The sequence below is a fragment of the Enterobacter cloacae complex sp. 2024EL-00214 genome (assembly GCF_043945575.1).
Taxonomy (GTDB): Bacteria; Pseudomonadota; Gammaproteobacteria; order Enterobacterales; family Enterobacteriaceae; genus Enterobacter; species Enterobacter cloacae_P.
Genome location: NZ_JBIMRC010000011.1, coordinates 120,365 through 141,629 on the forward strand (window position 1 = coordinate 120,365; position 21,265 = coordinate 141,629).

The window sequence follows — 21,265 nt, forward strand, 5'->3', positions numbered from 1 at the left end:
ACGCTGCCGGGCCGTTTTTGTGACTGATTGATGGGAAATATCCGCTATGTCTGAAACAAAAATAACACCGAATATGCAGTCCTTTGTTGACAGATTTGTTGAGTTTTCGGCGCGCCTGGCAAACCAGGTGCATCTTCGCTCCCTGCGCGATGCCTTCGCCACGGTGATGCCGATTTTCATCCTCGCCGGTCTGGCGGTGCTGGTGAACAACGTGGTCTTTCCGTGGGTTTTTGCAGGCGACACGCTGACGCAGTTTAAAGTGTGGGGCGAGGCCATTATCAACGGTACGCTGAATATTGCCGCGTTGTTGCTGGCCCCGATGGTTGCCTGGTCACTGGCGCGTAACAAAGATTTCGACAATCCGGTCTCGGCAGTGGTTATCGCTGTCAGCAGTTTTATTATTATGATGCCGATGCGTTTACAGCTCACACCCGTCGGCAGTGACACCACGGTGAATGTCACCCAGGTACTGACGTTCGCCAATATCGGCTCTACCGGAATTTTCGCCGGGGTGTTGATTGGGTTGCTGTCGACGGAACTGTTTATCGCCATTTCCCGGCTGAAAGCATTGCATATTTCGCTGGGTGAAAACGTCCCCCCGGCGGTGAGCAAATCGTTTACCGCGCTGATCCCAACAATCCTCACGCTCTCTTTATTTGCCGTGCTGGCGGCGGTACTGGCGAACGTGCTGCATACGGATCTGATCCATCTCATCACAACCTTTATCCAGCAGCCGCTCAGGCTTATCAATACCAGCCTGCCGGGGACGATTTTTATCTACAGCTTTGGTAACTTCCTGTTCACGCTGGGGATCCATCAGTCGGTGGTGAACAGCGTGGTGCTGGAACCGTTCCTGCTGATTAACACCAATGAGAATATGCTGGCCTTCGCGAATGGTCAGCCGATCCCGCATATTATCAATAACATCTTCGTACCGACGTTTGGCATGGTGGGTGGCACTGGCAGCACTATCTCCTTGTTGCTGGCGATCTTTATCTTCTCGCGGCAAAAATCAGCAAAACAGGTGGCCCGTTTATCGCTGGCTCCAGGCCTGTTCAACATCAACGAACCGGTTATCTTCGGTTTACCGATTGTCTTTAACCTGCCGCTGATGATCCCGTTTGTGCTGCTGCCTGCCATCGGTATTTACTTTGCCTGGCTCTGTACCACGCTGGGGTTAATGTCGCGCTGCGTGGTGATGATCCCGTGGACGACCCCTCCGATCCTGAGCGCCTGGCTGGCGACGGCGGGCGACTGGCGGGCAGTGGTGGTGCAGTTGGCAATCATTATATTTGGTGTATTCTTCTACCTGCCTTTCCTCAAAATTGCCGAGAGAGTGGCATTAAAAAACAGCGGGATAGAAAACTAACAGAAAGGAAGGACGATGGCGGCGAAGTACATCACCATAGCGCGGGAAATTAAGAAACGCATTATCAGCCAGCAATATGCCGCCAACGAACCGCTGCCGGATCAGTTTGCCCTGGCAGCGGAATTCAGCACCAGCCGGATGACCATTCAGCAGGCGATGCGCCAGCTGATTGTTGAAGGGCTGGTGTATACCCGCCAGGGGCAGGGGACGTTTATCCGCAAAAATTTCCTGCAGCTTTCCCAGTGGGATCTTTCCGGCAGCGACTACTTTGGTGCCACAAAAACCTGGGAACATCTGGGCACGGTATCCAGCCAGGTGGTGCATTTCGAGCTACGTTTTCCCAATGAGAAAGAGCAGTCTTCGCTGATGATTAACGCGGATACGCCGATCTACGACTTCATTCGCCTGCGTCTGCTCAACGGTGAGCCGATGTCGCTGGATTCAACCGTTATGCCGCTCAACCTGGTGCCGGGCCTGAACAAAAGTCACCTTGAAAGCTCGGTGTTCCGCTATGTGCAGGAGACGCTGGGGCTCAAAATCATGGGGTCTTACCGGGTGGTGCGGGCACTAAAACCAAATGCGCTGGATATGCAACACCTGGTCTGTGAGCACAGCGATCCGGTTCTGGAGGTGGAGCAGGTGATCTATCTGGAAGATGGCACACCGCTGGAGTATGCGCATTGTCATTATCGTTACGACCACGGCGGAATTGTGATCGTGAATAACGGGTAATCAGGCGATCAGGCGCACGACTCGAAGTAACTGTCGGTGTCTTTTATATAGACATCATTCTGGCACAGATAGTGAATTTGCCCGGGCTTAAACGTAAAACGTATTTTCTGGAGCAGTGAACGTTTTATTTTGCTGGTATTGTCACGGGATAATCCGTAGTCATGGATTATTTCATGGACAAATCGAATGCTTTGCGCCGAAACATAAACAGGTGTTTTTGTTAACTGAATAAGTTTACTGATCCAAATATCGTCTGCACGCGGACAGACGGTCAGGAAATCTTCGTTGAAATGAAAATATTCCGGGATCATCTTTTTCTTGAGCACCACACCGCCAAGACCGGTGATGATATAGTCCCGTTCGACCACTTTCGGCACGGTAATGAGCGGGAAATTACGATAGGTATCAAGAAGTTCTTTTTTCTTCTTTACCGTTTTACGCACGCGGGCAGCCACCACATACTCCTGATTGTGGCGATAAAAATCGTCCAGAAGCGTTTCCGCCCAAATTTCGTTATAGATGGCGTCATCGTCGGCGTAGATCAGAATATCGTCTTCGGCCGCGACCTGTAGTGCCGGGAACAATTTTCGGTAAGGCCCGGTGTTTTTGACCCATTTAAAAACCAAATGAGTTCCGGTCTGGCGTATTTTCTCAGCCCATGCAGGCTCTTCAGTGATGCCTTCGTCACTGAGATAAGGTGTACTGGAAACCCACACAACAATTTGATCGACCGTTGTACTCTGGTTCGCCAGTGACCACACTGTTTGCGAACAGAGATAAAGGCGCGATTTCGTTGTTGTTAAGTTAATACTGATCATTGAACTAAGTGTGCTCCAGAAAGAATATACGACCCTATAAATGCAGAAAAAACTGATTTTATAGGCTCGTGCATCATAACACCTGGTTGAAAAGATGTAACCCTGCTGACTTAACAGAAAGTGGCTTGAAAGAGCAATAATTGCTTTTTAGACAGAATGAGGGTAAGGCACTGGATAAAATAAGACCCCGATGTATCGGGGTCTTAATGGGTAAGCGAGTGTAATTAGTTTAAACGTACTGGCATACCAGAGCGGTTCTGAACGGCCTGGTCAACAACGGTGGTATCGACATCAGCCTGAGACGTCACGGACTTCACCGCGCTGTTCAGCGTAACCGGTACGGTTTCGTTGTTGTTGATCTGGTCTTCGCTGGTGGACAGCGGGTTGTGCACTTCAATGTAACGGCTGCCATCCGGTTCAGAGGTCGCTTTCACCGGTTCGTTGATGAACTGGACGCGTGTACCTACTGGCACGTTATCGAACAGGAACTTGATGTCATCGTTACGCAGACGCACACAGCCGTGGCTTACGCGCAGGCCGATACCGAAGTTGGCGTTGGTACCGTGGATGGCATACAGACGGCCAATGTACAGGGCATACAGACCCATTGGGTTATCCGGGCCTGCTGGCACAACGGCTGGCAGTGGTTCGCCCGCAGCAATGTACTCGGCGTGCATTTTCGCGGTTGGCGTCCAGGTTGGGCCGGCTTTCTTACGCTCAACTTTGGTCGTCCAGTTCAGCGGGGTGTCTTTGCCCAACTGGCCGATACCGATTGGCAGCACGATGACGGTGTTGGTGCCTTTCGGGTAGTAATAGAGACGCATTTCCGCGCTGTTGATCACGATACCTTCATGAACGGTATCGGGCAGGATCAACTGCTGAGGGATATTCAGAACCGTACCGGCTTTTGGCAGATACGGGTCAACGCCCGGGTTAGCTTCCAGCATGTTAGACAGGCCAAGCTGGTACTGCGCAGCAAAATACTCCAGTGGCTGGGTGTTGCCTTCTTCAACGGTGACAACCTGGTTTTGACCTACCAGACGGCTTCCGTCTGTCGGCAGGGGATAAGTCACCGCAGACGCGGTTTTACAAAAACCTACTACGGCAAACGCCGCCGCAAAAAGCGTTGTTAATTTCATGTTCATGTTGTGCGAGGTATCTGAGCCACTCTGGCGATTAGTTGATAAGTCTGAGTCTGTGATGGGAGCGCATTATATGTGCATTCCCACTAACAGGGAATTCAGATGTGTACGAAATCACACTTTTTTCGCTTTTGTTAAAGTTTAGTGGAGAGTTGCAATACGGGATCTCATTTCGGAATTGTGGCATAATGCCGTGTTTATCACACTTTTCGCAGGAATCTCCCCGTGTTAGTTACCAGCAACGTCACTATGCAGTTTGGCAGTAAGCCGCTGTTCGAAAACATTTCCGTCAAATTTGGCGGCGGCAACCGTTACGGCCTGATTGGTGCCAACGGTAGCGGTAAATCCACCTTTATGAAGATCCTCGGTGGTGACTTAGAGCCGACGCTCGGCAACGTGTCGCTCGATCCAAACGAGCGTATTGGTAAGCTGCGTCAGGATCAGTTCGCCTTTGAAGAGTTCACCGTGCTCGACACCGTGATCATGGGGCACGCGGAGCTGTGGGAAGTGAAGCAGGAGCGCGATCGCATCTACGCGCTGGCCGAAATGAGCGAAGAGGATGGCTACAAAGTGGCTGACCTTGAAGTGCTGTATGGCGAAATGGATGGCTACTCTGCGGAAGCGCGTGCGGGCGAGCTGCTGCTGGGCGTAGGGATCCCGGTTGAACAACATTACGGTCCGATGAGCGAAGTTGCTCCGGGCTGGAAACTGCGTGTTCTTCTGGCACAGGCGCTGTTCTCCAACCCGGATATCCTGCTGCTCGACGAACCAACGAACAACCTGGATATCGACACCATTCGCTGGCTGGAGCAGACGCTGAACGAGCGTGACAGCACCATGATCATCATCTCGCACGACCGTCACTTCCTGAACATGGTCTGTACGCACATGGCGGATCTGGACTACGGCGAGCTGCGCGTTTATCCGGGTAACTACGACGAATACATGACGGCGGCAACCCAGGCGCGTGAACGTCTGCTGGCCGATAACGCCAAGAAGAAAGCGCAGATTGCGGATCTGCAATCCTTCGTTAGCCGCTTTAGTGCGAACGCCTCTAAATCACGTCAGGCAACCTCTCGTGCCCGTCAGATTGACAAGATCAAACTTGACGAAGTTAAAGCCTCCAGCCGCCAGAACCCGTTTATCCGCTTCGAGCAGGATAAGAAACTGTTCCGTAATGCGCTGGAAGTGGAAGCCCTGGCAAAAGGCTTCGAAAATGGTCCGCTGTTTAAAAACTTCAACCTGCTGCTGGAAGTGGGCGAGAAGATTGCCATTCTGGGGGCTAACGGCGTGGGTAAATCCACTATGCTGAAAACCCTGGTGGGCGAACTGCAGCCGGATAACGGTACCGTTAAATGGTCTGAAAACGCGCAGATTGGTTACTACGCGCAGGATCACGAGTACGAGTTCGAAAACGACCTGACCGTCTTCGACTGGATGAGCCAGTGGAAGCAGGAAGGCGACGATGAGCAGGCGGTACGTAGCATTCTGGGTCGTCTGCTGTTCAGCCAGGACGACATCAAAAAGCCTGCTAAAGTGCTCTCCGGTGGTGAGAAGGGCCGTATGCTGTTCGGTAAGCTGATGATGGAAAAACCCAATATCCTGGTGATGGACGAACCAACCAACCACCTGGATATGGAATCTATCGAATCGCTGAACATGGCGCTGGAAATGTATCAGGGAACGCTGGTGTTCGTGTCTCACGACCGTGAGTTTGTCAGCTCGCTGGCAACCCGTGTGATTGAAATTACGCCAGAGCGCGTGGTGGACTTCACCGGTAATTACGAAGATTATCTGCGTAGCAAAGGTATCGACGGCTAAAAAAAGCCCGGTGGCGCTACGCTTACCGGGCCTACGTTCTGTTCCCTCTCCCTGTGGGAGAGGGTCAGGGTGAGGGCATCAGGCCGCACTACACCACCCAATCACACCTTTCTTCACCATTCACCAGCAGCTTGCGCTTTTCCCCCGCCGGTAACGATACCTTCAGTGCCTTCCACGCCGGACGATAATCCCCGCGTGATTTCACCTTCAGGTTAATGGTCGTGGCATTGCATTCCATTTCCCACTCGACCCACAGTGCGTTCCCTTTCTGGTAGCCCCAGCTTTCACCGTCGTCTTCAAACAGCAAGCCGGATGTGGAGCCGACACCGCTCACCGGGAACAATTTCAGCTCGCGGGTATCATCTTTTTCAGCGCTCACATGGGTGATACGTTCGCTGAGCGGCAGACCCGCACCGGCGCGGACCAGCAGCGGCAATTTTTCCAGCGGGGCGTCACGAACAATCCACTGGCCGCCGGAGAACCACTCGTGGGTGTAAAAATCGTACCAGCCGGTTTCGTTATCCGGCAGCCAGACGCGGCGCTCGCGCTGGCCGGCTTCCACCACGCTTGCGACCAGTACGTCGCGGCCGAGCAGGAAATCGTCACACTCTTCAAAAGTCTGAATATCGTGTTCGTGGTCAAGGAAGGTCGGACGCAGCATCGGTTCATCGTCGACATGCGCCTGCCAGAGCAGGGTGTAGAGATACGGCAGCAGACGATACCGCAGCTCAATCGCACCGCGAATGGCTGGTGTGACGCCCGGATACATCCACGGCTCGTTCACCGTGTGGTCGTCGTTCCACGAGTGAATGGTAAAGCGCGGATGCATCACGCCGTTCTGTACCCAGCGCACGAACAGCTCGGCATCAGGCTTATCACCGGAGAAACCACCGACATCATGACCGACGTTAAACAGTCCTGAAAGGCTCATTCCTACACCCATACGGGTGTTATAGCGCAAAGTATCCCAGTTGGTACGGTTGTCGCCGCTCCAGGTCTGAACGTAGCGCTGCATCCCGGCGCAACCGGAGCGGGAGATCAGGTACGGACGTTTTTCCGGGGCAAAGCGCTGCTGCGCTTCCATTGATGCACGCATCATCAGCAGCGGCATGACCGGCCGGATGTGTTTGATGGCGATTTCCTGGCCGAAACCAAAGCAACGGGCCTCTCCATCCCACACTTCAAATTCGTTGTTATCGTTCCAGGTGGAGTCTATCCCCATCTCCAGCAACTGAGTGGTCACGCCTTCCTGCCACCATTGAACCGTCTGTGGGTTGGTAAAGTCGAGGTGAGAACCTTCGTCATCCCAGAAGCTGGAACGTTCTGGTGAGTTCGCTTCTGAATCGCGAATAAACAACCCTTTTTCTGCCACCTCGTTATAGCGCGGGTGATCCTGTAGCAGGCACGGTTTGATGTTCGCGGCAAGCCGCAGCCCTGCATCGTGGAACGCCTGGCTCATCACTTTCGGCTGCGGCACTTTGTCGTAGTTCCAGTTAAAGACGTAGCGCTTGCCGTTGATTGAGGTATAGCCGGAGGAAAGCTGGAACGAATCACACGGGATGGCGTGCTCTTCACACAGACGAATAAAGTTCATCAGCTGGTTTTGCGCGTCCGGCGCATCGGTATAGTGCATGGTTGAACCGCTGTAGCCCAGGCTCCATTTGGGTCCGAACAGCGTTTTCCCGGTCAGACGAACGAAGGCTTTGGTGATATCCAGGACCTTTTTCCCGGTGAACATATAGTAATCAATATCGCCGGCTTCCGCCTGCCAGCGACGATACGCCGTATGGTAGTTATCAATTTCGTTACCCAGATCCAGCCAGCAACTGCTCAGGTTGTCGTAGAACAGGCCGTAGCTCACGTCGTCGCGACGGGTAATGGTGAACGGAAAATGTTTGTACAGCGGATCGGTGCTGACCGCGTTATAGCCCATCGCATCGAGGTTACGCATCTCATAGCGTTTACCGTTGCGCTGCAGATCGCCCGCTTTTTCACCCAGACCGTAGAATCGCTCGTCCTTACGACGGCTCAGATAATGCGCCACGCCGTCGCCGTGGGCGTTCAGCAGATAGGCGCTTGTCGGACGGTCATTCACCAGCGGCTGCCATTCACCCGCGTCGTTGCGGTAGTGCCACTCCAGCCACAGCGGCTGATGTACGGTGACGCGCAGCTGTTCAGTTGCCACTGTCAACACGTTGTCCTGTTGCGTCATCGTCCAGGCCGGGCAGGTGAAGCCGCTCAGGTCGTCGCGACGACGGCCTTCCCACGGCACATCCTGCTCCGGTGCGATGCTCCAGGTGCGGTCGAGCGCCAGTTCACCTTTGCGTTTAATCAGCACGCGGAACAGATTCTCTTCCAGCACATACAGACACAGACGGTGCTGGTTATCGACCAGCAGTTCCAGATGGTTTGCCGATTGTTTATCTACGGTCCAGTTTTTCAGGGTTTTCATATGCAATACATCCACTATCAGGCGCGCTTGGCGCGACGTTCAGCAATAAATGCCACCAGGAAAACAGCGCCAATCAGGTCAAAGAAACCCATGGCAATAAAGAGCGGGTTAAAGCCGATTGTGTCGGCGGTAACACCAATCAAAAGAGAGAACAGGAAGCTGGCGATCCATGCCGCCGAGCCGCGCATGCCGTTAACGGTTGCCATCTGGCCTTTATCAAACGACTCCACGACCAGGGCGCTCAACATGCAGGAGATGATCTGGTGCCCGAAACCGCCGATAGAAATCAGCACGATGGTGATATACGGGTCGCGGGTAATGGCGACCACGCCTAAAGAGATCATCAGAAATGCGCCGGTTACGGAGCTGGCCACCACGGAGTTTACGCGGGTGCAACCGAAGAGACGGGTATACAGGCGGGTGAGGTAACCACTCGCCACGCTGCCGAGGTCGGCGGCGAGGAACGGCAGCCAGGCAAACATCGCAATTTGCTTCAGATCCATGCCGTGTTCTTTCGCCAGATACAGCGGTACCCAGAAGCTCAGCACCGCCCAGGCCGGTTCCGCCATAAAGGCCGGGATGGCGATACCGTAAAAACGTTTGTTCTTTGAGACGGTTTTCAGCGCAGTCAGGAAGGGCAGTTTTACCGCGGGTGGTTCATTATCCTGCTTGATAAAGGTCAGTTCTTCTTTACCCAGATTCGGGTGCTGTTCCGGGTTGTGATAGAACACCCACCACAGGATCACCCACAGCAGTGCCAGCACACCGGTAAACATAAACGCACCCTGCCAGCCAAATGAAGCGTGCGCGAAGTAGATGATAGGCGGTGCCAGCATCGCACCCACCGAGAAGCCCACGCCTGCCCAGCCAGCCGCAACAGGACGTTCTGATTTCGGGAACCATTCACCAATGGTTTTAGCGTTAGCTGGTGTGGCAGCAGCTTCTGAAGCACCCATAAAGAAGCGCAGGATCGCGAGGTGCAGCCAGCTTCCGGCTCCGGCATGGAAAATACACATCAGTGCCCAGATCCCGGCGCAAACCATGAAGCCAATCTTCAGGCCAATCACGTCAATCAGCCAGCCGCACAGAGGCTGGAAAATGGTGTAGGCAATCTGGAACGCGCCGACGATCCAGGAGTATTGTTCGGTAGTGATCCCCAGGCTGTCTTTCAGCTCTGGCGCAAGGATCCCTAATGAATTTCGGGTGATGTAGTTAACGGTCACGCCAAGTAAAAACAGCACCAGCACGTACCAGCGCAGGTTTTTAATAATGCGGTGCGGTTTGCTTGCCTCTGTCGTGTTATTGATGTCCTGACTCATTTCTCTCTCCACAAGACGATCGGTAAGGAATAATTGTTTCAGGTGTCACACAGATTTTTATGGCTTTGATAGTTATCGGTTTTAATGCTTCAAATTGGTATGCAACTAGTATGGAAGTTGTGTGACAAGTTCACCTTAAGGGAGAAAATGAGCGGGAAATAGTGAATTTTGTGAAAATTTTCTCATAACTGATGTCGGCTATTTGGCATGATGCCTGTGACATCAGTAATTGCCTGATGGTTACGCTATGAAAATTTTGTCATTTCGCAAATGGAGCCAGATCACAAAATGGACAAAAGGCTAAAAATTACCGAAATTGCCGCCCGCACGCAGTTGTCCATCAGCACCGTTTCCCGCGTGCTGGCAGGTAAAGCCAACACCAGTGAGAAAGCGCGCAGTAAAGTGCTGACATGCGCGCGCGAGCTGGGGGTGATGGATGGTCTGGCGGCTGGTCGGCTGCTGCTCAATAGTCTGGTGGTCTTTGCACCTCAGCGGGCTTTTGACGAGCGGTCTGACATCTTTTACTACCGTGTGATCCAGAGCGTGAGTAAAGGCCTTGCTTCACATGAGGTTCGCCTTCGCTATTGCGCGCTGGAAGAGAATGACAGCGACGCACAACTGTTTCTGGCACGCATGAACGAACAGGACACCCAGGCCGCTATTCTTCTTGGTATCGACGATCCGCATATCCTCGATCTGGCGGTCGATGTCGGTAAACCGTGCATGCTGATTAACTGCCGCGACCGACGCATGCGCCTGCCTGCCGTCACGCCCGATCACCGTGCTATTGGCGAGCGGGCGGCGGAATACCTGTTTGAAATGGGGCACCGCGAGGTGATGAACGTACTTTGCCTGCGGCGTTACACGATGGAGCTACGCCTGTCGGGGATCCGCGATGCATGGCAGTCTCACAACCTGAAGCTCAATGACAAACGCGATCTGCTGGTGGTGCCAAGCTTCAGCGCACGTGAAACGGAGCAACTGGTCAGCGACTGGCTCAGCCAAAAGCAGGGGAAAGATTTACCGACGGCCTTTTTGGCCGGTGGCGATTTTATGGCGGCGGGTATTATCAGCGCGTTACAAAAGCAGGGGCTGCGCGTGCCGCAGGATGTCTCGGTGATGAGTATTGATGGGTTCAACCTGGCGGCGATCCAGGATGTTCAGCTTACCGCGGTACATGTTCCGCGTGATGAACTGGGTACCGAAGCGGTACATATGCTCCAGCAGAGGCTGATGCGCCCGGATGCGCCAGTAGGGACGCTGTTGCTTAATGGCACGCTGACCGTACGGGAGTCCGTACGGCGGATACGCCAGGGGAAACGACGCACCGCCGTTGAGCGGGAAGGGCTATATGACAGTTAAGCCATGCCCAGCGCGCGCTTGCCGTGGATGTTCAGATCGTTCACGGTAAAGCGATCCTGCCAGGTTTTTTCATAATCTTCACGCGGGAAATCACCCGGTGATGCGCCGGTTTCCAGCGCGACTTTTACCTTCTTCGCGTAGGCGAGGTTTTTCTCACACATTGGCGCAGCAGGAATGTACATCACGTTGCCCCAGCCCTGTTGATCTTCAACCGGTGCGACGGAGTGGATCACATCGCAGTGCCACCACACCGAATCACCCGCTTCCAGTGCAGGAATGCTGGTTAACGCTTCGATTAACAGCGGGTGCCATTTTTCGGAAATCGGCAGCACGCGACCCGGTGCAACACCACACAATTCATCTTCCGGCACATCGTCCAGCAGCGGACGCAGCAGAATGTACGCCATCGCTTCCGGGATCGGCACCACGTGCAACAGACCTTGATCCGGGATCATATCCGACAGCGCCGTCCAGCCCTGGAAAGTGCGGAACACGGAGCACCTGGTGGTGTTATCCACGGTGTACTCTTCCACTTCAGTGCGGTGTGCGGCATTCCACGGATCGTATTTGTCCACATTACCGTCAAAGACGCGGGCAAACACCTGCTGGTAAGCCGGAAGCAGCCAGCGCTCCAGCGCGCCGGAATCGGTATGCGCGCCAAGCCCTTTCGACGTGGTTCCCGGTGGGCGGCGGCGGATACGATCCGGGTAAATCACGCTGACATCCGGGTTGAACCACTGCTTGCCGTTGCTCTCGAATGTCCATAAACGGTTCAGGAACGATTGTACCTGGGACATTTCTTCACTCTGGCGCGCCTGCATTTGTGCCTGCGACCAGTAGATCGGGTAAATCTCCGGGCGAGACGCCATTAAGGTGCCGAAGAAGTTATCGCCAGGCCCTTTATAGACGTCATCAAACTGGTTGAGAGCGAGGTAGTCGAGCATCGCGTTATCCCACGCCAGCGCCTGCTCGCGCGGGAAGTGACCTTTGATGACCGCACAGCCACGGCGTTTCACCGCCTCGCGCTGTTCTGCAGTGATGGTACCGTTTTTCACATCAGCAAACGGGATCACTGGCCAGACAGGTTCGCCTTTATTTTTCAGCGCATTAATTTCCGCTACGCGGGTCGCAATTTTATCGCTGAGTTGATCGAATACCGCTTGTACGTCGCCGATCTGCGCCCGTAACTCACGTTTCATCTGGCGGATCGCCGCTTTGTGGTCCGCAGGCAGAATTTCACTGGTAAAGGTTAACGTCATAACGACCTCGCATCTTTCATTCGAAACTAAAAATATCTACAAACGATACTTTAAGTTAAAAATAAGTTAATGCAAGTTTAAAAATTTGACGTGTGACACAGGATGGAAAAAGAGTGAAGTGCCGGAGCGTGGCTCCGGCGAAGAAGAAATCAGGCATCGAACGGGGAGTGGTTGTCGAGCACGGCCTGGATAACGTTCAGCGCGCCCTGGTGGTTGTTGTCGTCGGTGCTGTAGCGACTGATTTCTTTTATGCTCTGCGCCGCGTTGCCCATTGCGAAGGAATATTTCACCAGCCTGAGCATTTCCGCATCGTTACCGCTGTCACCAATGCCTGCGCACTCCAGTGGCGATATCTTCCAGCGCTTCAGCAGTCGGCTGATGCCGTTAGCTTTGTGCAGACCCGGGATAATCAAATCCACAAATCCAAAGCCGCTGGTGACGGGCTTCATAATACCGTCCAGCGACACATGCAGTTTGTCGACAAGGTTCGGGATATCGCTGTCCGGCAGGTTCAGGGAGAATTTGAACAGTACGTCGTCAATGTTACGATAATTGCTGATGCGTTTTAAACGGTGATAGTGCTTCGACATCAGCGCCACGAACGCTTCAGGGGCGTTATCGCTGACGTAGGCGCTTTCCAGCCCGCAGGCCACGAAATTAAGCCCTTTGTCTTTCAGCAGCTCACCAATGACGATTTGTGATTCATGGCGGGTCAGTTCACCGTGGAAAATCTGCTCACCGTGATCGAACACCAGAGCGCCGTTTTCCGCCACAAAGGAGATCTGATCTTTCAGTTCCGGGAAGAAGGAGATGAGCTGGTAATACTGGTTGCCGCTGGCGACAACGAATTCAATATGACGGGCTTTAAGTTGTTCAAACTGCGCCTGAAAGCGGTCACGATCGTACTGCTTGGCATCATCAAGGAAAGTTCCGTCCATATCGGTGACGATAACTTTTACGGTCATACTTTGCGCTCCTGAATATTACTGCGACCAGCAACATTCTAATAACAAGGTGACGGGGAGCACAAATTTAATTTCATTCGAAAGTAAAAGCAAAACGGCAACCGAGGTTACCGTATTTGTCGTTGCCTGTTGGGCAAGGGTATTATTAATCCCAGTTCCCGTACGGGTAGGTTTTGCCTTTGATGAAATCCTGGGTGGACGGGATAACGTTGAACGTGCCGCCGGGCACGACATAGTTTTTACAGAGCGTCAGATCCTTGCCGGCGCGGGTCCTTATTTTCAGTGGTTTGACGGGAAGGCTGGGGCGTCCTGCAACATCCGGGAACCAGATGTTGACTTTACCGCCGGGGGACAGACCGAAGGTCATATTGTTGTACCAGACTAAGTCCCCATTACTCCAGATATGATCGGCGGGTGTTTTCATGCGCAGCCAGGTTTCCGGCCCGAAAACGGCGCTGGTTTCGTAGGTTTGTTGGTCAATATAGGATTCCCAGCAAAAGACAATGTACTGTGGGGGTTTTTTGACTTTGTTAAAATTAACGCTTCCGCCAAAGGTTACATCTGACCATTTGTTTACGGAGTCTGGATCGCGATCAGTCGAGTCAAGTGTGTTAAAGGTATAAAGATAACCATCGGTGTCGATTACCCGCACATGAAGCACTTTTGCAGGTAATTTATAGGGCGTGATAAAAGAAAAGCTCCACTCGCCGTAAGGGAGCGTCCAGTCTCCGCTGGCGGCCTGCTTTGACTGTAACGGTTGGGGTTTCTGAGGGCTACAGCCAGTCAATGCCAGCAGCAGCGCAAGTGCTATTGCGTTATGTCTTTTCATCGTTTTTTTCCATCCATGTTGTAAATCGTTCTTGTTCCGCTCTTCAGGCGTGAATACGGCAACTTTTTTATCTGTTTGTTACTCCCAGTTCCCGTACGGGTAGGTTTTGCCTTTGATGAAATCCTGGGTGGACGGGATAACGTTGAACGTGCCGCCGGGCACGACATAGTCTTTACAGAGCGTCAGATCCTTGCCGGCGCGGGTCCTTATTTTCAGTGGTTTGACGGGAAGGCTGGGGCGTCCTGCAACATCAGACAACCAGACGTTAACTTTGCCACCAGGGGACAGGCCGAAAACCATTCTGTTGTACCAGACTGTTCTGCCGGTAGGACCAATATGATCGGCGGGTGTTTTCATCCGCAGCCAGGTGTCGGGGCCGAAAACGGCGCTGGTTTCGTAGGTTTGTTGGTCAATATAAGATTCCCAGCAGAAGACAATGTACTGTGGGGGTTTTTTGGCTTTATTAAACTGGCCACCATAGCCATGAGCATACTCCGGCCATCTGTCAACAGAGTTGGGATCAGAAGAAGTAGAATCAAGCGTATTATAGGTATACAGGTAGCCATCCGTATCAATGACGCGCGCATGCAGTACTTCTGAAGGTAACTCAGAGGGCGTGATAAATAAAAAAAACCACTCCCCGGTAGGCAGCGTCCAGTCTCCGCTGGCGGCCTGCTTTGACTGTAACGGTTGGGGTTTCTGAGGGCTACAGCCAGTCAATGCCAGCAGCAGCGCAAGTGCCATTGCGTTATGTCTTTTCATCGTTTTTTTCCATCCATGTTGTAAACCCTTCTTGTTCCGCTCTTCAGGCGTGAATACGGCAACTTTTTTATGCTGCCGGGGCAGCATTTTTATCTGTTTGTTAATCCCAGTTGCCGTACGGGTATGTTTTGCCTTTGATGAAATCCTGCGTGGACGGGATAACGTTGAACGTGCCGCCGGGCACGACATAGTCTTTGCAGAGGGTCAGATCCTTGCCGGCGCGGGTCCTTATTTTCAGTGGTTTGACGGGAAGGCTGGGGCGTCCTGCAACATCCGGGAACCAGATGTTGACTTTACCGCCGGGGGACAGGCCGAAGAGAAGATTGTCGTACCAGACGGGGGCACCGGAGCGGTATGTATGGTCGGCTGGCGTTTTCATGCGCAGCCAGGTGTCGGGGCCGAAAACGGCGCTGGTTTCGTAGGTTTGTTGGTCAATATAAGACTCCCAGCAGAAGACAATGTACTGTGGGGGTTTTTTGACTTTGTTGAAGTTGACGCTGGGGCCATGAACGGCTGAAGCCCATTTATCGACAGAACCAGGACCACGGGAAGTTTGATCGAGCGTGTTAAAGGTATAAAGGTACCCATCCGTATCAATTATGCGTACATGCGTCGTTGCTGCCGGCAAATATTTGGGGGTGACAAAGGAAAAGCTCCACTCGCCGTAAGGGAGCGTCCAGTCTCCGCTGGCGGCCTGCTTTGACTGTAAAGGTTGGGGTTTCTGAGGGCTGCAGCCAGTCAATGCCAGCAGCAGCGCAAGCGCCATTGTGTTATGTCTTTTCATTGTTTTTTTCCATCCATGTTGTAAATCGTTCTTGTCCAGCCCTCGTCCGGCCGGTTGACAAAGCTGATGGCTTCGCTGGCTGATGCACCGCCCTGTAATTCTCCGTTCTGTCTGAGCTCTACGGCGTTCCAGTGGGCTGAGCAGTGGATATAGTGTTGAGCAATCGCATCAACGTCTTCACGCGTAAAACCGGTTACGGTTGTATGTTGACGAGCCGCTTTTCCCATTGCGCGGGCACGTTTGCTGAACGGCCTCAGCTCACCTGGTAAGGTGTGCTGTTTAATGGTGTCTGGGTCAGAAAATAATGCTCCGGCTTCAACTGCCGCATCGACCATTACCCGCAGCGCGACCTTCGACCAGTCATAACTCACCGTACGATGGCGCAATGCCAGCGCGGCAAAGGTGCGTTTCTTAGGCTGGCTGTGATGGTCCGGCGGGGCGAAATCATCCTCCCATACGTCCGGGGTGATGGCGTTGGTACGAATAATGGGCATAATGGCTGGGGAATGTTCCAGCACGCGCAGCTGCGCCATCGCCTGCTGGTAAACGTGCGATTGCGATCCCGGCTGGTTTTGAGACAGGGTTTCCACCTGAGGACGAGTGAGAAAGAGGTTTTCCCGCAGTTGTGGCAAATAGCCGCCGCCGATATCGGAATGGACACCCGGGAGTGCCAGCTCAGGCCACGCGGGGGCAACGCTGTTAAGGGCGAAGTTATAGCGGCACTCGTGCTGGGCGGTGATATGGAATACCTTTTCCGCAACACCCGGACGTAGACGGATGTCGACATTGCCGGTATCGGCGCTATGCGGATTAAGACCGTTTGCCAGCGTGCCGACCGCCGCCACGGTGTCCATGATGCCGAGAAAGCGGGTTTTGCCTGCGGGTGTACCGCGATAAGTAACTTTTCCCATACCCGTTGAAATGGCGGTAATAATGGTGCGGTCTTTCGCCTGGACACGATTAGCGAAGTGGCGTGCCGCAGCTGCACCGCGACTAAAACCGAAGATATCAAACAACACTTTTTCGACGACAAACTTCCCATCAAGCAATGCAAGCGTGGTTTCTATGGTTTTAGCCAGTTGCGCCACTGCATCGTCGGTTTTGGCGATAATCCCGGTTTCAGCGGTACCCAGCCCTAGTCCTATCGGATTATCGGGTTCTCCTGCCCGTGTACCTATGCCTTCGATATAGACTGAATTTTGAATATATTGATTCTCTTGGGGGAATTTTTTTATATACAATTCATTTAACCAATGAATGTTTGTGTAATACCCCAGATAGCTACCCGCTCCGATCCCGCTGATGCCCATTTTCTCCGATGCATTTCTGGCGAGAATGGTTTCCGCATCCAGGCTATTGATATCAAAGTACTGTGCCGTAAGCGCCTCAAGCATGTTCCGGGTATTCACCGCGTTATTACCCGTGCCGTCAAAGAAGATCCCTAGCACCAGCGTCACCTTACGCTCTGGTGGCTCTTCGGGCAGGAGAATTTTCTGCGACACCGGGAAAAGGCGGTGATAATTTTCCGGCGTCAGCAGGTAATCGAACTCGGTACCAGCGATAAGATGCCGGCTCAGAATATAATCGTAATTCACCGATATATATTCGTAGGGCATATTGTTCATCTTGACGGTCTGATAAACAGACTGTAGTGTTGCACCGCGAAGTTCGATAAGATAAAACTTTTCCATGTGTCCGTATTTATTAGTACGGTAAATATCAAACGTCAGTTTTAGACGTTCATTATTATTAATGGCGTTATTGAGTAATGGAGAGCTTTTATCCAGGAGTTTGCAAAATTGCAGGACGTGGTGATGGATACCCCCATTAGCCCCGGCCACCGCCTGCGTCAGGCTGAAGACAAAGATTTCATCTTCATGCCCCAGCTGGTAGCGGTTACCAACAGATGCCTGTGAACCACAGCCTGCTGAAATCTTTCCCTGAATATCACCCTCAAGCGTTAAATAAATAATGTTGCTCATTTGCTTCCCTGAGTGAGGTGTTTAATCAGGAAGAAGCCTAATGATAAAATTGAGGTGTTAACTTGTTATTAATCAAATTAAATGAAGGAAACGGTTTTTATTTAAGCGTAAAAGGAATAGCTAATAAATTAAATGGTAGTGGGGACGGAAAAAATATCTTATTATCAGAGGTGTAAAATTAAAAAATCCCCGGCGATGTATGCCGGGGATTTGTGTATGCAAATTAAAGCGTATGTTCAGTACGCGCAATAATGTCGTCCTGCGCATCCGGCGACAGGGCAGTAAAGAACGCCGAGTAACCCGCTACGCGCACCACCAGGTCACGATACTGGTCAGGATGTTTCTTCGCTTCCAGCAGCGTTTCCCGCGAAACGATGTTGTACTGAATATGCCAGCCTTTATGCACCTCGAAGAAGGTACGCAGCAGCACCATTAACTTCTGGCGGTCGCTGTCGTTTTCCAGCGTTGATGGGTTCAGTTTCTGGTTTAACAGCACGCCGCCGAGGATCGCTTCGGTTGGCAGTTTACCTACGGAGCCAATCACCGCCGTTGGGCCGAGGTGGTCAGTACCGGAGGCCGGGCTTGCCCCTTCAGCCAGCGGCGTATGTGCTTTACGTCCGTCTGGTGTTGCCATCGTTGCTGCACCAAATGGTACGTTCGCAGAGATGGAGGAGGTACCTGCATAGTAGTTACCGCCAATCGGGCCACGACCGTAGCGTGGGTTATGGTACTGCTTCAGCTCTTCGATATAGGTTTCGTAAGCACGGGTGAGCAGCATATCCACGCTGTCGTCGTCGTTACCGTATTTCGGCGCGCCGTTGACGAGACGCTGGCGCAACTGCTCGTGGGTCAGCCCGTCGAAATCATCCGCCAGGGCAGCCGCCAGCTGTTGTTGACCAATCGTTCCCTGTTCGAACACCAGTTTTTTCACTGCGGCAAGGCTGTTGCCGAGGTTAGCGATCCCCACCTGCAGGCCGGAGACCCAGTCGTACTTCGCGCCGCCTTGCTTGATGCTTTTCGCGCGTTCGATGCAGTCATCCACCAGGGCCGAGCAGAGAATATCGTGGACGTTCTCCTCCAGCATGGTGTCTACCACATATTCAATCTCAATGGATTTACGGGTGTAGTAGCGGATCTGGGTGTCCCAGGCCGCCATCACTTCCCCGAAGTTATTGAAGTTACCGGCGGAGAGCGCTTTCTCCTGCGGCAGGAACACGTTGCCGCTGGTGGCATCACGGCCGCCTTCCAGCGCGGCCAGCATCACGCGGGCAAAGTTAATGAAGCTCATGCCGGTGCAGCGATAGCCCCACTTGCCGCCAACCGCCGTTTCGATACAGCCAATCGCCGCATAGTCGTAGGCGTCGTCTTTCTCAACGCCCAGCTTGATGAACTCCGGGATCACGATTTCATCGTTGTTAAATGCTGGCATACCAAAGCCGCAGCGGATCACCTGCACGCAGGCGTCGAGGAAGTCATTACTCATTCCGGCGTGATAACGCACGCTCAGGTTAGGCTGGGTAGAGCGCAGACGGCCGCAGGACTCCAGGATAGCGTAGGAGAGCGGGTTCACGGCATCCATTGGCTCACCGTTCACCAGTTTCTGACCACCGATAGTCACGTTCTGATACAGCGGACTACCCGCAGAGGCTTTGGAGTGCGAACCGGAGCGGATCTTGTTCACTTCGAGCAGCTTCAGCCAGCAGCTGTGCAGCAGTTCAATGGCGTGTTCGCGGTCGAGGTTCTGGTTCAGCTCCACGTCACGACGGTAGTACGGATAAAGATACTGATCCATACGGGCAAACGACACGGAGTGGCCGTTGGATTCAATTTGCAGGATCAGCTGGATGAAGTAGCACAGCTGCAGCGCCTGCCAGAAAGTTTTGGGTGGTTCATGGGCGATAACGTCGCAGTTTTCTGCCATTGCCAGCAGTTCATCACGGCGGCTTTCACGCGTTTCGGTGGAGGCCATTTCGCGTGCCAGTGCGGCAAAACGTGCGATATGCAGACTTACGGCTTCCAGTACGATATCGATCGCTTTCAGGAACTGGTCTCCGTGGAGGTCTTCCAGCACGGTCAGGTTGATGCGGGAACGGCGCTCTGCCACTTTGGCGCGCATCCCGTCGAGACCTTTTTCCAGCACCAGCGGGAAGTTAACGGCCAGGTGTGCATCGCCGGAGGTCATGTTGCCTTCGGCTTTGATAATGCCAGTTTCCAGCAGGCCTTTCTGTTCGTCGGTGAACATCCCGTAACAGCGATCCTGCACCGTCTGGCCGCGCCACCACGGACAGACTTCGTGCAGGACGCGTTTATTCTCTTCGCTTACGGCAAAACCTGCACCCGGGCGGTCCGCCAGATCGTCGATCTCTTTCTCAATCCAGGAGACGGTATATTCCGGGAAGATCGGCGCGGCGCGCACTTCGCTTGCCTGGTTACCGATGATCAGCTCATCGTGTTTGATCCAGATGGTGCGTTTTGCCAGGTGATGCGCCAGTGCCAGAGCCCGGCGTACCGGAACAGGCTTGTCCATGTGCTGCTGGTACATTTCGGTGTAGTGCTGTGCGCGTTCGGTACACACCGGCGGCTTGACGATATGCACCAGGGCGGTTTTGTGCGCTTTAATACGGTCGCTTAGCGTGTTGAGATTCAGGGTTGTCATCAGTTTATCCTCGTAAGGTCGCGGTTAACCCTTTCTGGCAGGCATACTGCTGTGCAAAGTCCAGTAGTGCAGGGTTATCCAGCGGTTTGTCAGGGGCAGAGTAGGGTTGGCCGAGCAGGGTGTATTTGTTCATGCCCAGCGTGTGATACGGCAGAAAATGAATATCGTGGACGTTGAGTTCGTCGGCAGCGAAATTGATAATGTCAGTAATGGAAGCTTCATCAGCGTTAAAGCCCTGGATCAGCGGTACGCGGATGGTTATCTGTTTCCCGGCGGCAGCAAGGCGTTTCAGGTTATCCAGGATCCGTTTTGCCGAGCCGTCCGTCCATTGTTTGAACGTGTCACCATCGACGTGCTTCAGGTCGGCCAGGAACAGATCGACATAAGGCAATGAGGGTTCGATATAGTGCCACGGTACGTGAAGGCAGGTTTCGACGGCAGTGTGGATCCCTTCTTCGTGGCTGGCCTTAAACAGGGCGTGCGCCAGCTCCGGGTTCATAAACGGTTCGCCACCGGAAAGGGTGATCCCACCGCCACTGCGATCGTAAAACGGTTTGTCACGCAGTACGGTGGCCATAATGTCTGCGACCTGCTGCTCTTCACCGCATACGGTAAGCGCCTGCGTTGGACAGCAGTCAGTGAGGGCGTTGAGCGTTTCTTCGCTCAGTTTTTCCCGGTGGATGACCAGGCCGTTCAGCGCTCGTTCAATACAGCCCGGGGCAGCCAGCTGGCACAGGTCACAACCTTCGAGGCACAGACGTGCATCAAACAGCACATCCCGCGTGCGGGAGCGGCTTTCCGGGTTCTGACACCAGCGACAGCCCAGCGAGCAACCTTTCAGGAACACCACGGTACGAATACCTGGGCCATCGTGAGTGGAGTAACGCTGAATATTGAAGATCATTTTTTCGCCCCTTGTTTGCATATGAAGATTAAATTACTTTCGAATGAAAGTTATCTTGATGTGGGTCAACTCTTGAGCGGGTTTTGCCGTGATAGGGTAAGTGCAGGCT

The 21,265-nt window shown here is 53.2% G+C and carries 16 protein-coding genes; 4 read left to right on the forward strand and 12 right to left on the reverse strand.

What is annotated here, in order from left to right; all coding sequences use genetic code 11:
- The first annotated feature begins 46 nt into the window (after nucleotides 1-46).
- Together ACHHZ6_RS13985 and ACHHZ6_RS13990 are read left to right on the forward strand one after the other, a co-directional pair.
- On the forward strand, nucleotides 47-1,369 hold the full coding sequence (locus ACHHZ6_RS13985) for a PTS sugar transporter subunit IIC (RefSeq protein WP_196391032.1): 1,323 nt from the start codon (nucleotides 47-49) through the stop codon (nucleotides 1,367-1,369).
- A 15-nt stretch (nucleotides 1,370-1,384) separates the two neighbouring features.
- On the forward strand, nucleotides 1,385-2,101 hold the full coding sequence (locus tag ACHHZ6_RS13990) for a GntR family transcriptional regulator (RefSeq protein WP_182919660.1): 717 nt from the start codon (nucleotides 1,385-1,387) through the stop codon (nucleotides 2,099-2,101).
- 8 nt (nucleotides 2,102-2,109) lie between these two features.
- On the opposite strand, the gene ACHHZ6_RS13995 is transcribed toward ACHHZ6_RS13990, so the two are convergent.
- Both ACHHZ6_RS13995 and ldtB read right to left on the reverse strand, forming a co-directional pair.
- Nucleotides 2,110-2,919 (reverse strand): hypothetical protein, encoded by an 810-nt coding sequence (locus ACHHZ6_RS13995; RefSeq protein WP_395122423.1) that lies wholly within the window; start codon nucleotides 2,917-2,919, stop codon nucleotides 2,110-2,112.
- Between the two features lie 224 nt (nucleotides 2,920-3,143).
- On the reverse strand, nucleotides 3,144-4,064 hold the full coding sequence (gene ldtB, locus ACHHZ6_RS14000) for a L,D-transpeptidase (protein WP_182274237.1): 921 nt from the start codon (nucleotides 4,062-4,064) through the stop codon (nucleotides 3,144-3,146).
- 222 nt (nucleotides 4,065-4,286) lie between these two features.
- On the opposite strand from ldtB, the gene ACHHZ6_RS14005 reads away from it, so the two are divergent.
- Nucleotides 4,287-5,882 carry an ABC-F family ATPase gene (locus tag ACHHZ6_RS14005; RefSeq protein WP_182274238.1) on the forward strand — a complete coding sequence of 532 codons (1,596 nt, stop codon included), beginning with the start codon at nucleotides 4,287-4,289 and terminating at the stop codon, nucleotides 5,880-5,882.
- An 88-nt stretch (nucleotides 5,883-5,970) separates the two neighbouring features.
- Here ACHHZ6_RS14005 and ACHHZ6_RS14010 read toward each other — a convergent pair whose 3' ends face one another.
- On the reverse strand, nucleotides 5,971-8,334 hold the full coding sequence (locus ACHHZ6_RS14010; RefSeq protein WP_395122425.1) for a TIM-barrel domain-containing protein: 2,364 nt from the start codon (nucleotides 8,332-8,334) through the stop codon (nucleotides 5,971-5,973).
- Nucleotides 8,335-8,351: 17 nt separating this feature from the next.
- Nucleotides 8,352-9,653, reverse strand: a complete 1,302-nt coding sequence (locus ACHHZ6_RS14015) for an MFS transporter (protein ID WP_395122426.1) — start codon at nucleotides 9,651-9,653, stop codon at nucleotides 8,352-8,354.
- Between the two features lie 288 nt (nucleotides 9,654-9,941).
- Between ACHHZ6_RS14015 and ACHHZ6_RS14020 the strand changes: the two genes are divergently transcribed.
- Nucleotides 9,942-11,015, forward strand: a complete 1,074-nt coding sequence (locus ACHHZ6_RS14020) for a LacI family DNA-binding transcriptional regulator (RefSeq protein ID WP_395122428.1) — start codon at nucleotides 9,942-9,944, stop codon at nucleotides 11,013-11,015.
- Here ACHHZ6_RS14020 and ACHHZ6_RS14025 read toward each other — a convergent pair.
- The 8 genes from ACHHZ6_RS14025 to ACHHZ6_RS14060 all read right to left on the reverse strand — a co-directional run bounded on the left by ACHHZ6_RS14025 (nucleotide 11,012) and on the right by ACHHZ6_RS14060 (nucleotide 21,156).
- Nucleotides 11,012-12,274, reverse strand: a complete 1,263-nt coding sequence (locus ACHHZ6_RS14025) for a DUF1479 domain-containing protein (protein ID WP_395122430.1) — start codon at nucleotides 12,272-12,274, stop codon at nucleotides 11,012-11,014. The two genes, ACHHZ6_RS14020 and ACHHZ6_RS14025, sit on opposite strands and share 4 nt — an antisense overlap.
- A 149-nt stretch (nucleotides 12,275-12,423) precedes the next feature.
- The gene (locus tag ACHHZ6_RS14030; RefSeq protein WP_395122431.1) at nucleotides 12,424-13,239 is read right to left on the reverse strand and encodes a Cof-type HAD-IIB family hydrolase; all 816 of its coding nucleotides are present in this window, start codon (nucleotides 13,237-13,239) and stop codon (nucleotides 12,424-12,426) included.
- A gap of 145 nt (nucleotides 13,240-13,384) precedes the next feature.
- Nucleotides 13,385-14,068 (reverse strand): DUF2931 family protein, encoded by a 684-nt coding sequence (locus ACHHZ6_RS14035; protein ID WP_395122433.1) that lies wholly within the window; start codon nucleotides 14,066-14,068, stop codon nucleotides 13,385-13,387.
- A gap of 78 nt (nucleotides 14,069-14,146) precedes the next feature.
- Nucleotides 14,147-14,830 (reverse strand): DUF2931 family protein, encoded by a 684-nt coding sequence (locus ACHHZ6_RS14040; protein ID WP_395122435.1) that lies wholly within the window; start codon nucleotides 14,828-14,830, stop codon nucleotides 14,147-14,149.
- A 100-nt stretch (nucleotides 14,831-14,930) separates the two neighbouring features.
- Nucleotides 14,931-15,614 (reverse strand): DUF2931 family protein, encoded by a 684-nt coding sequence (locus tag ACHHZ6_RS14045; RefSeq protein WP_395122437.1) that lies wholly within the window; start codon nucleotides 15,612-15,614, stop codon nucleotides 14,931-14,933.
- Complete coding sequence (gene tssD / locus ACHHZ6_RS14050; protein ID WP_395122439.1) at nucleotides 15,611-17,596, reverse strand: type VI secretion system tube protein TssD; 1,986 nt, start codon at nucleotides 17,594-17,596, stop codon at nucleotides 15,611-15,613. Before tssD ends, ACHHZ6_RS14045 begins: the two co-directional genes overlap by 4 nt.
- A 223-nt stretch (nucleotides 17,597-17,819) precedes the next feature.
- Entirely contained in the window at nucleotides 17,820-20,252 is a 2,433-nt protein-coding gene (locus ACHHZ6_RS14055; protein WP_395122441.1) for a formate C-acetyltransferase/glycerol dehydratase family glycyl radical enzyme, read from the reverse strand.
- A 4-nt stretch (nucleotides 20,253-20,256) separates the two neighbouring features.
- Nucleotides 20,257-21,156: a glycyl-radical enzyme activating protein gene (locus ACHHZ6_RS14060; RefSeq protein ID WP_196391039.1), complete on the reverse strand. Its 900-nt coding sequence runs from the start codon at nucleotides 21,154-21,156 to the stop codon at nucleotides 20,257-20,259.
- Between the last annotated feature and the right edge of the window lie 109 nt (nucleotides 21,157-21,265).

Excerpts from the sequence above, each read along its gene's own strand:
- ACHHZ6_RS14060 (WP_196391039.1), bottom strand. The coding sequence starts at position 21,156 with ATGATCTTCAATATTCAGCGTTACTCCACTCACGATGGCCCAGGTATT.
- ldtB (WP_182274237.1), bottom strand. The coding sequence starts at position 4,064 with ATGAACATGAAATTAACAACGCTTTTTGCGGCGGCGTTTGCCGTAGTA.
- ACHHZ6_RS14045 (WP_395122437.1), bottom strand. The coding sequence starts at position 15,614 with ATGAAAAGACATAACACAATGGCGCTTGCGCTGCTGCTGGCATTGACT.
- ACHHZ6_RS14015 (WP_395122426.1), bottom strand. The coding sequence starts at position 9,653 with ATGAGTCAGGACATCAATAACACGACAGAGGCAAGCAAACCGCACCGC.
- ACHHZ6_RS14030 (WP_395122431.1), bottom strand. The coding sequence starts at position 13,239 with ATGACCGTAAAAGTTATCGTCACCGATATGGACGGAACTTTCCTTGAT.
- ACHHZ6_RS14040 (WP_395122435.1), bottom strand. The coding sequence starts at position 14,830 with ATGAAAAGACATAACGCAATGGCACTTGCGCTGCTGCTGGCATTGACT.
- ACHHZ6_RS13990 (WP_182919660.1), top strand. The coding sequence starts at position 1,385 with ATGGCGGCGAAGTACATCACCATAGCGCGGGAAATTAAGAAACGCATT.
- ACHHZ6_RS14055 (WP_395122441.1), bottom strand. The coding sequence starts at position 20,252 with ATGACAACCCTGAATCTCAACACGCTAAGCGACCGTATTAAAGCGCAC.
- ACHHZ6_RS14020 (WP_395122428.1), top strand. The coding sequence starts at position 9,942 with ATGGACAAAAGGCTAAAAATTACCGAAATTGCCGCCCGCACGCAGTTG.
- ACHHZ6_RS13985 (WP_196391032.1), top strand. The coding sequence starts at position 47 with ATGTCTGAAACAAAAATAACACCGAATATGCAGTCCTTTGTTGACAGA.
- ACHHZ6_RS14025 (WP_395122430.1), bottom strand. The coding sequence starts at position 12,274 with ATGACGTTAACCTTTACCAGTGAAATTCTGCCTGCGGACCACAAAGCG.
- ACHHZ6_RS13995 (WP_395122423.1), bottom strand. The coding sequence starts at position 2,919 with ATGATCAGTATTAACTTAACAACAACGAAATCGCGCCTTTATCTCTGT.
- ACHHZ6_RS14035 (WP_395122433.1), bottom strand. The coding sequence starts at position 14,068 with ATGAAAAGACATAACGCAATAGCACTTGCGCTGCTGCTGGCATTGACT.
- tssD (WP_395122439.1), bottom strand. The coding sequence starts at position 17,596 with ATGAGCAACATTATTTATTTAACGCTTGAGGGTGATATTCAGGGAAAG.
- ACHHZ6_RS14010 (WP_395122425.1), bottom strand. The coding sequence starts at position 8,334 with ATGAAAACCCTGAAAAACTGGACCGTAGATAAACAATCGGCAAACCAT.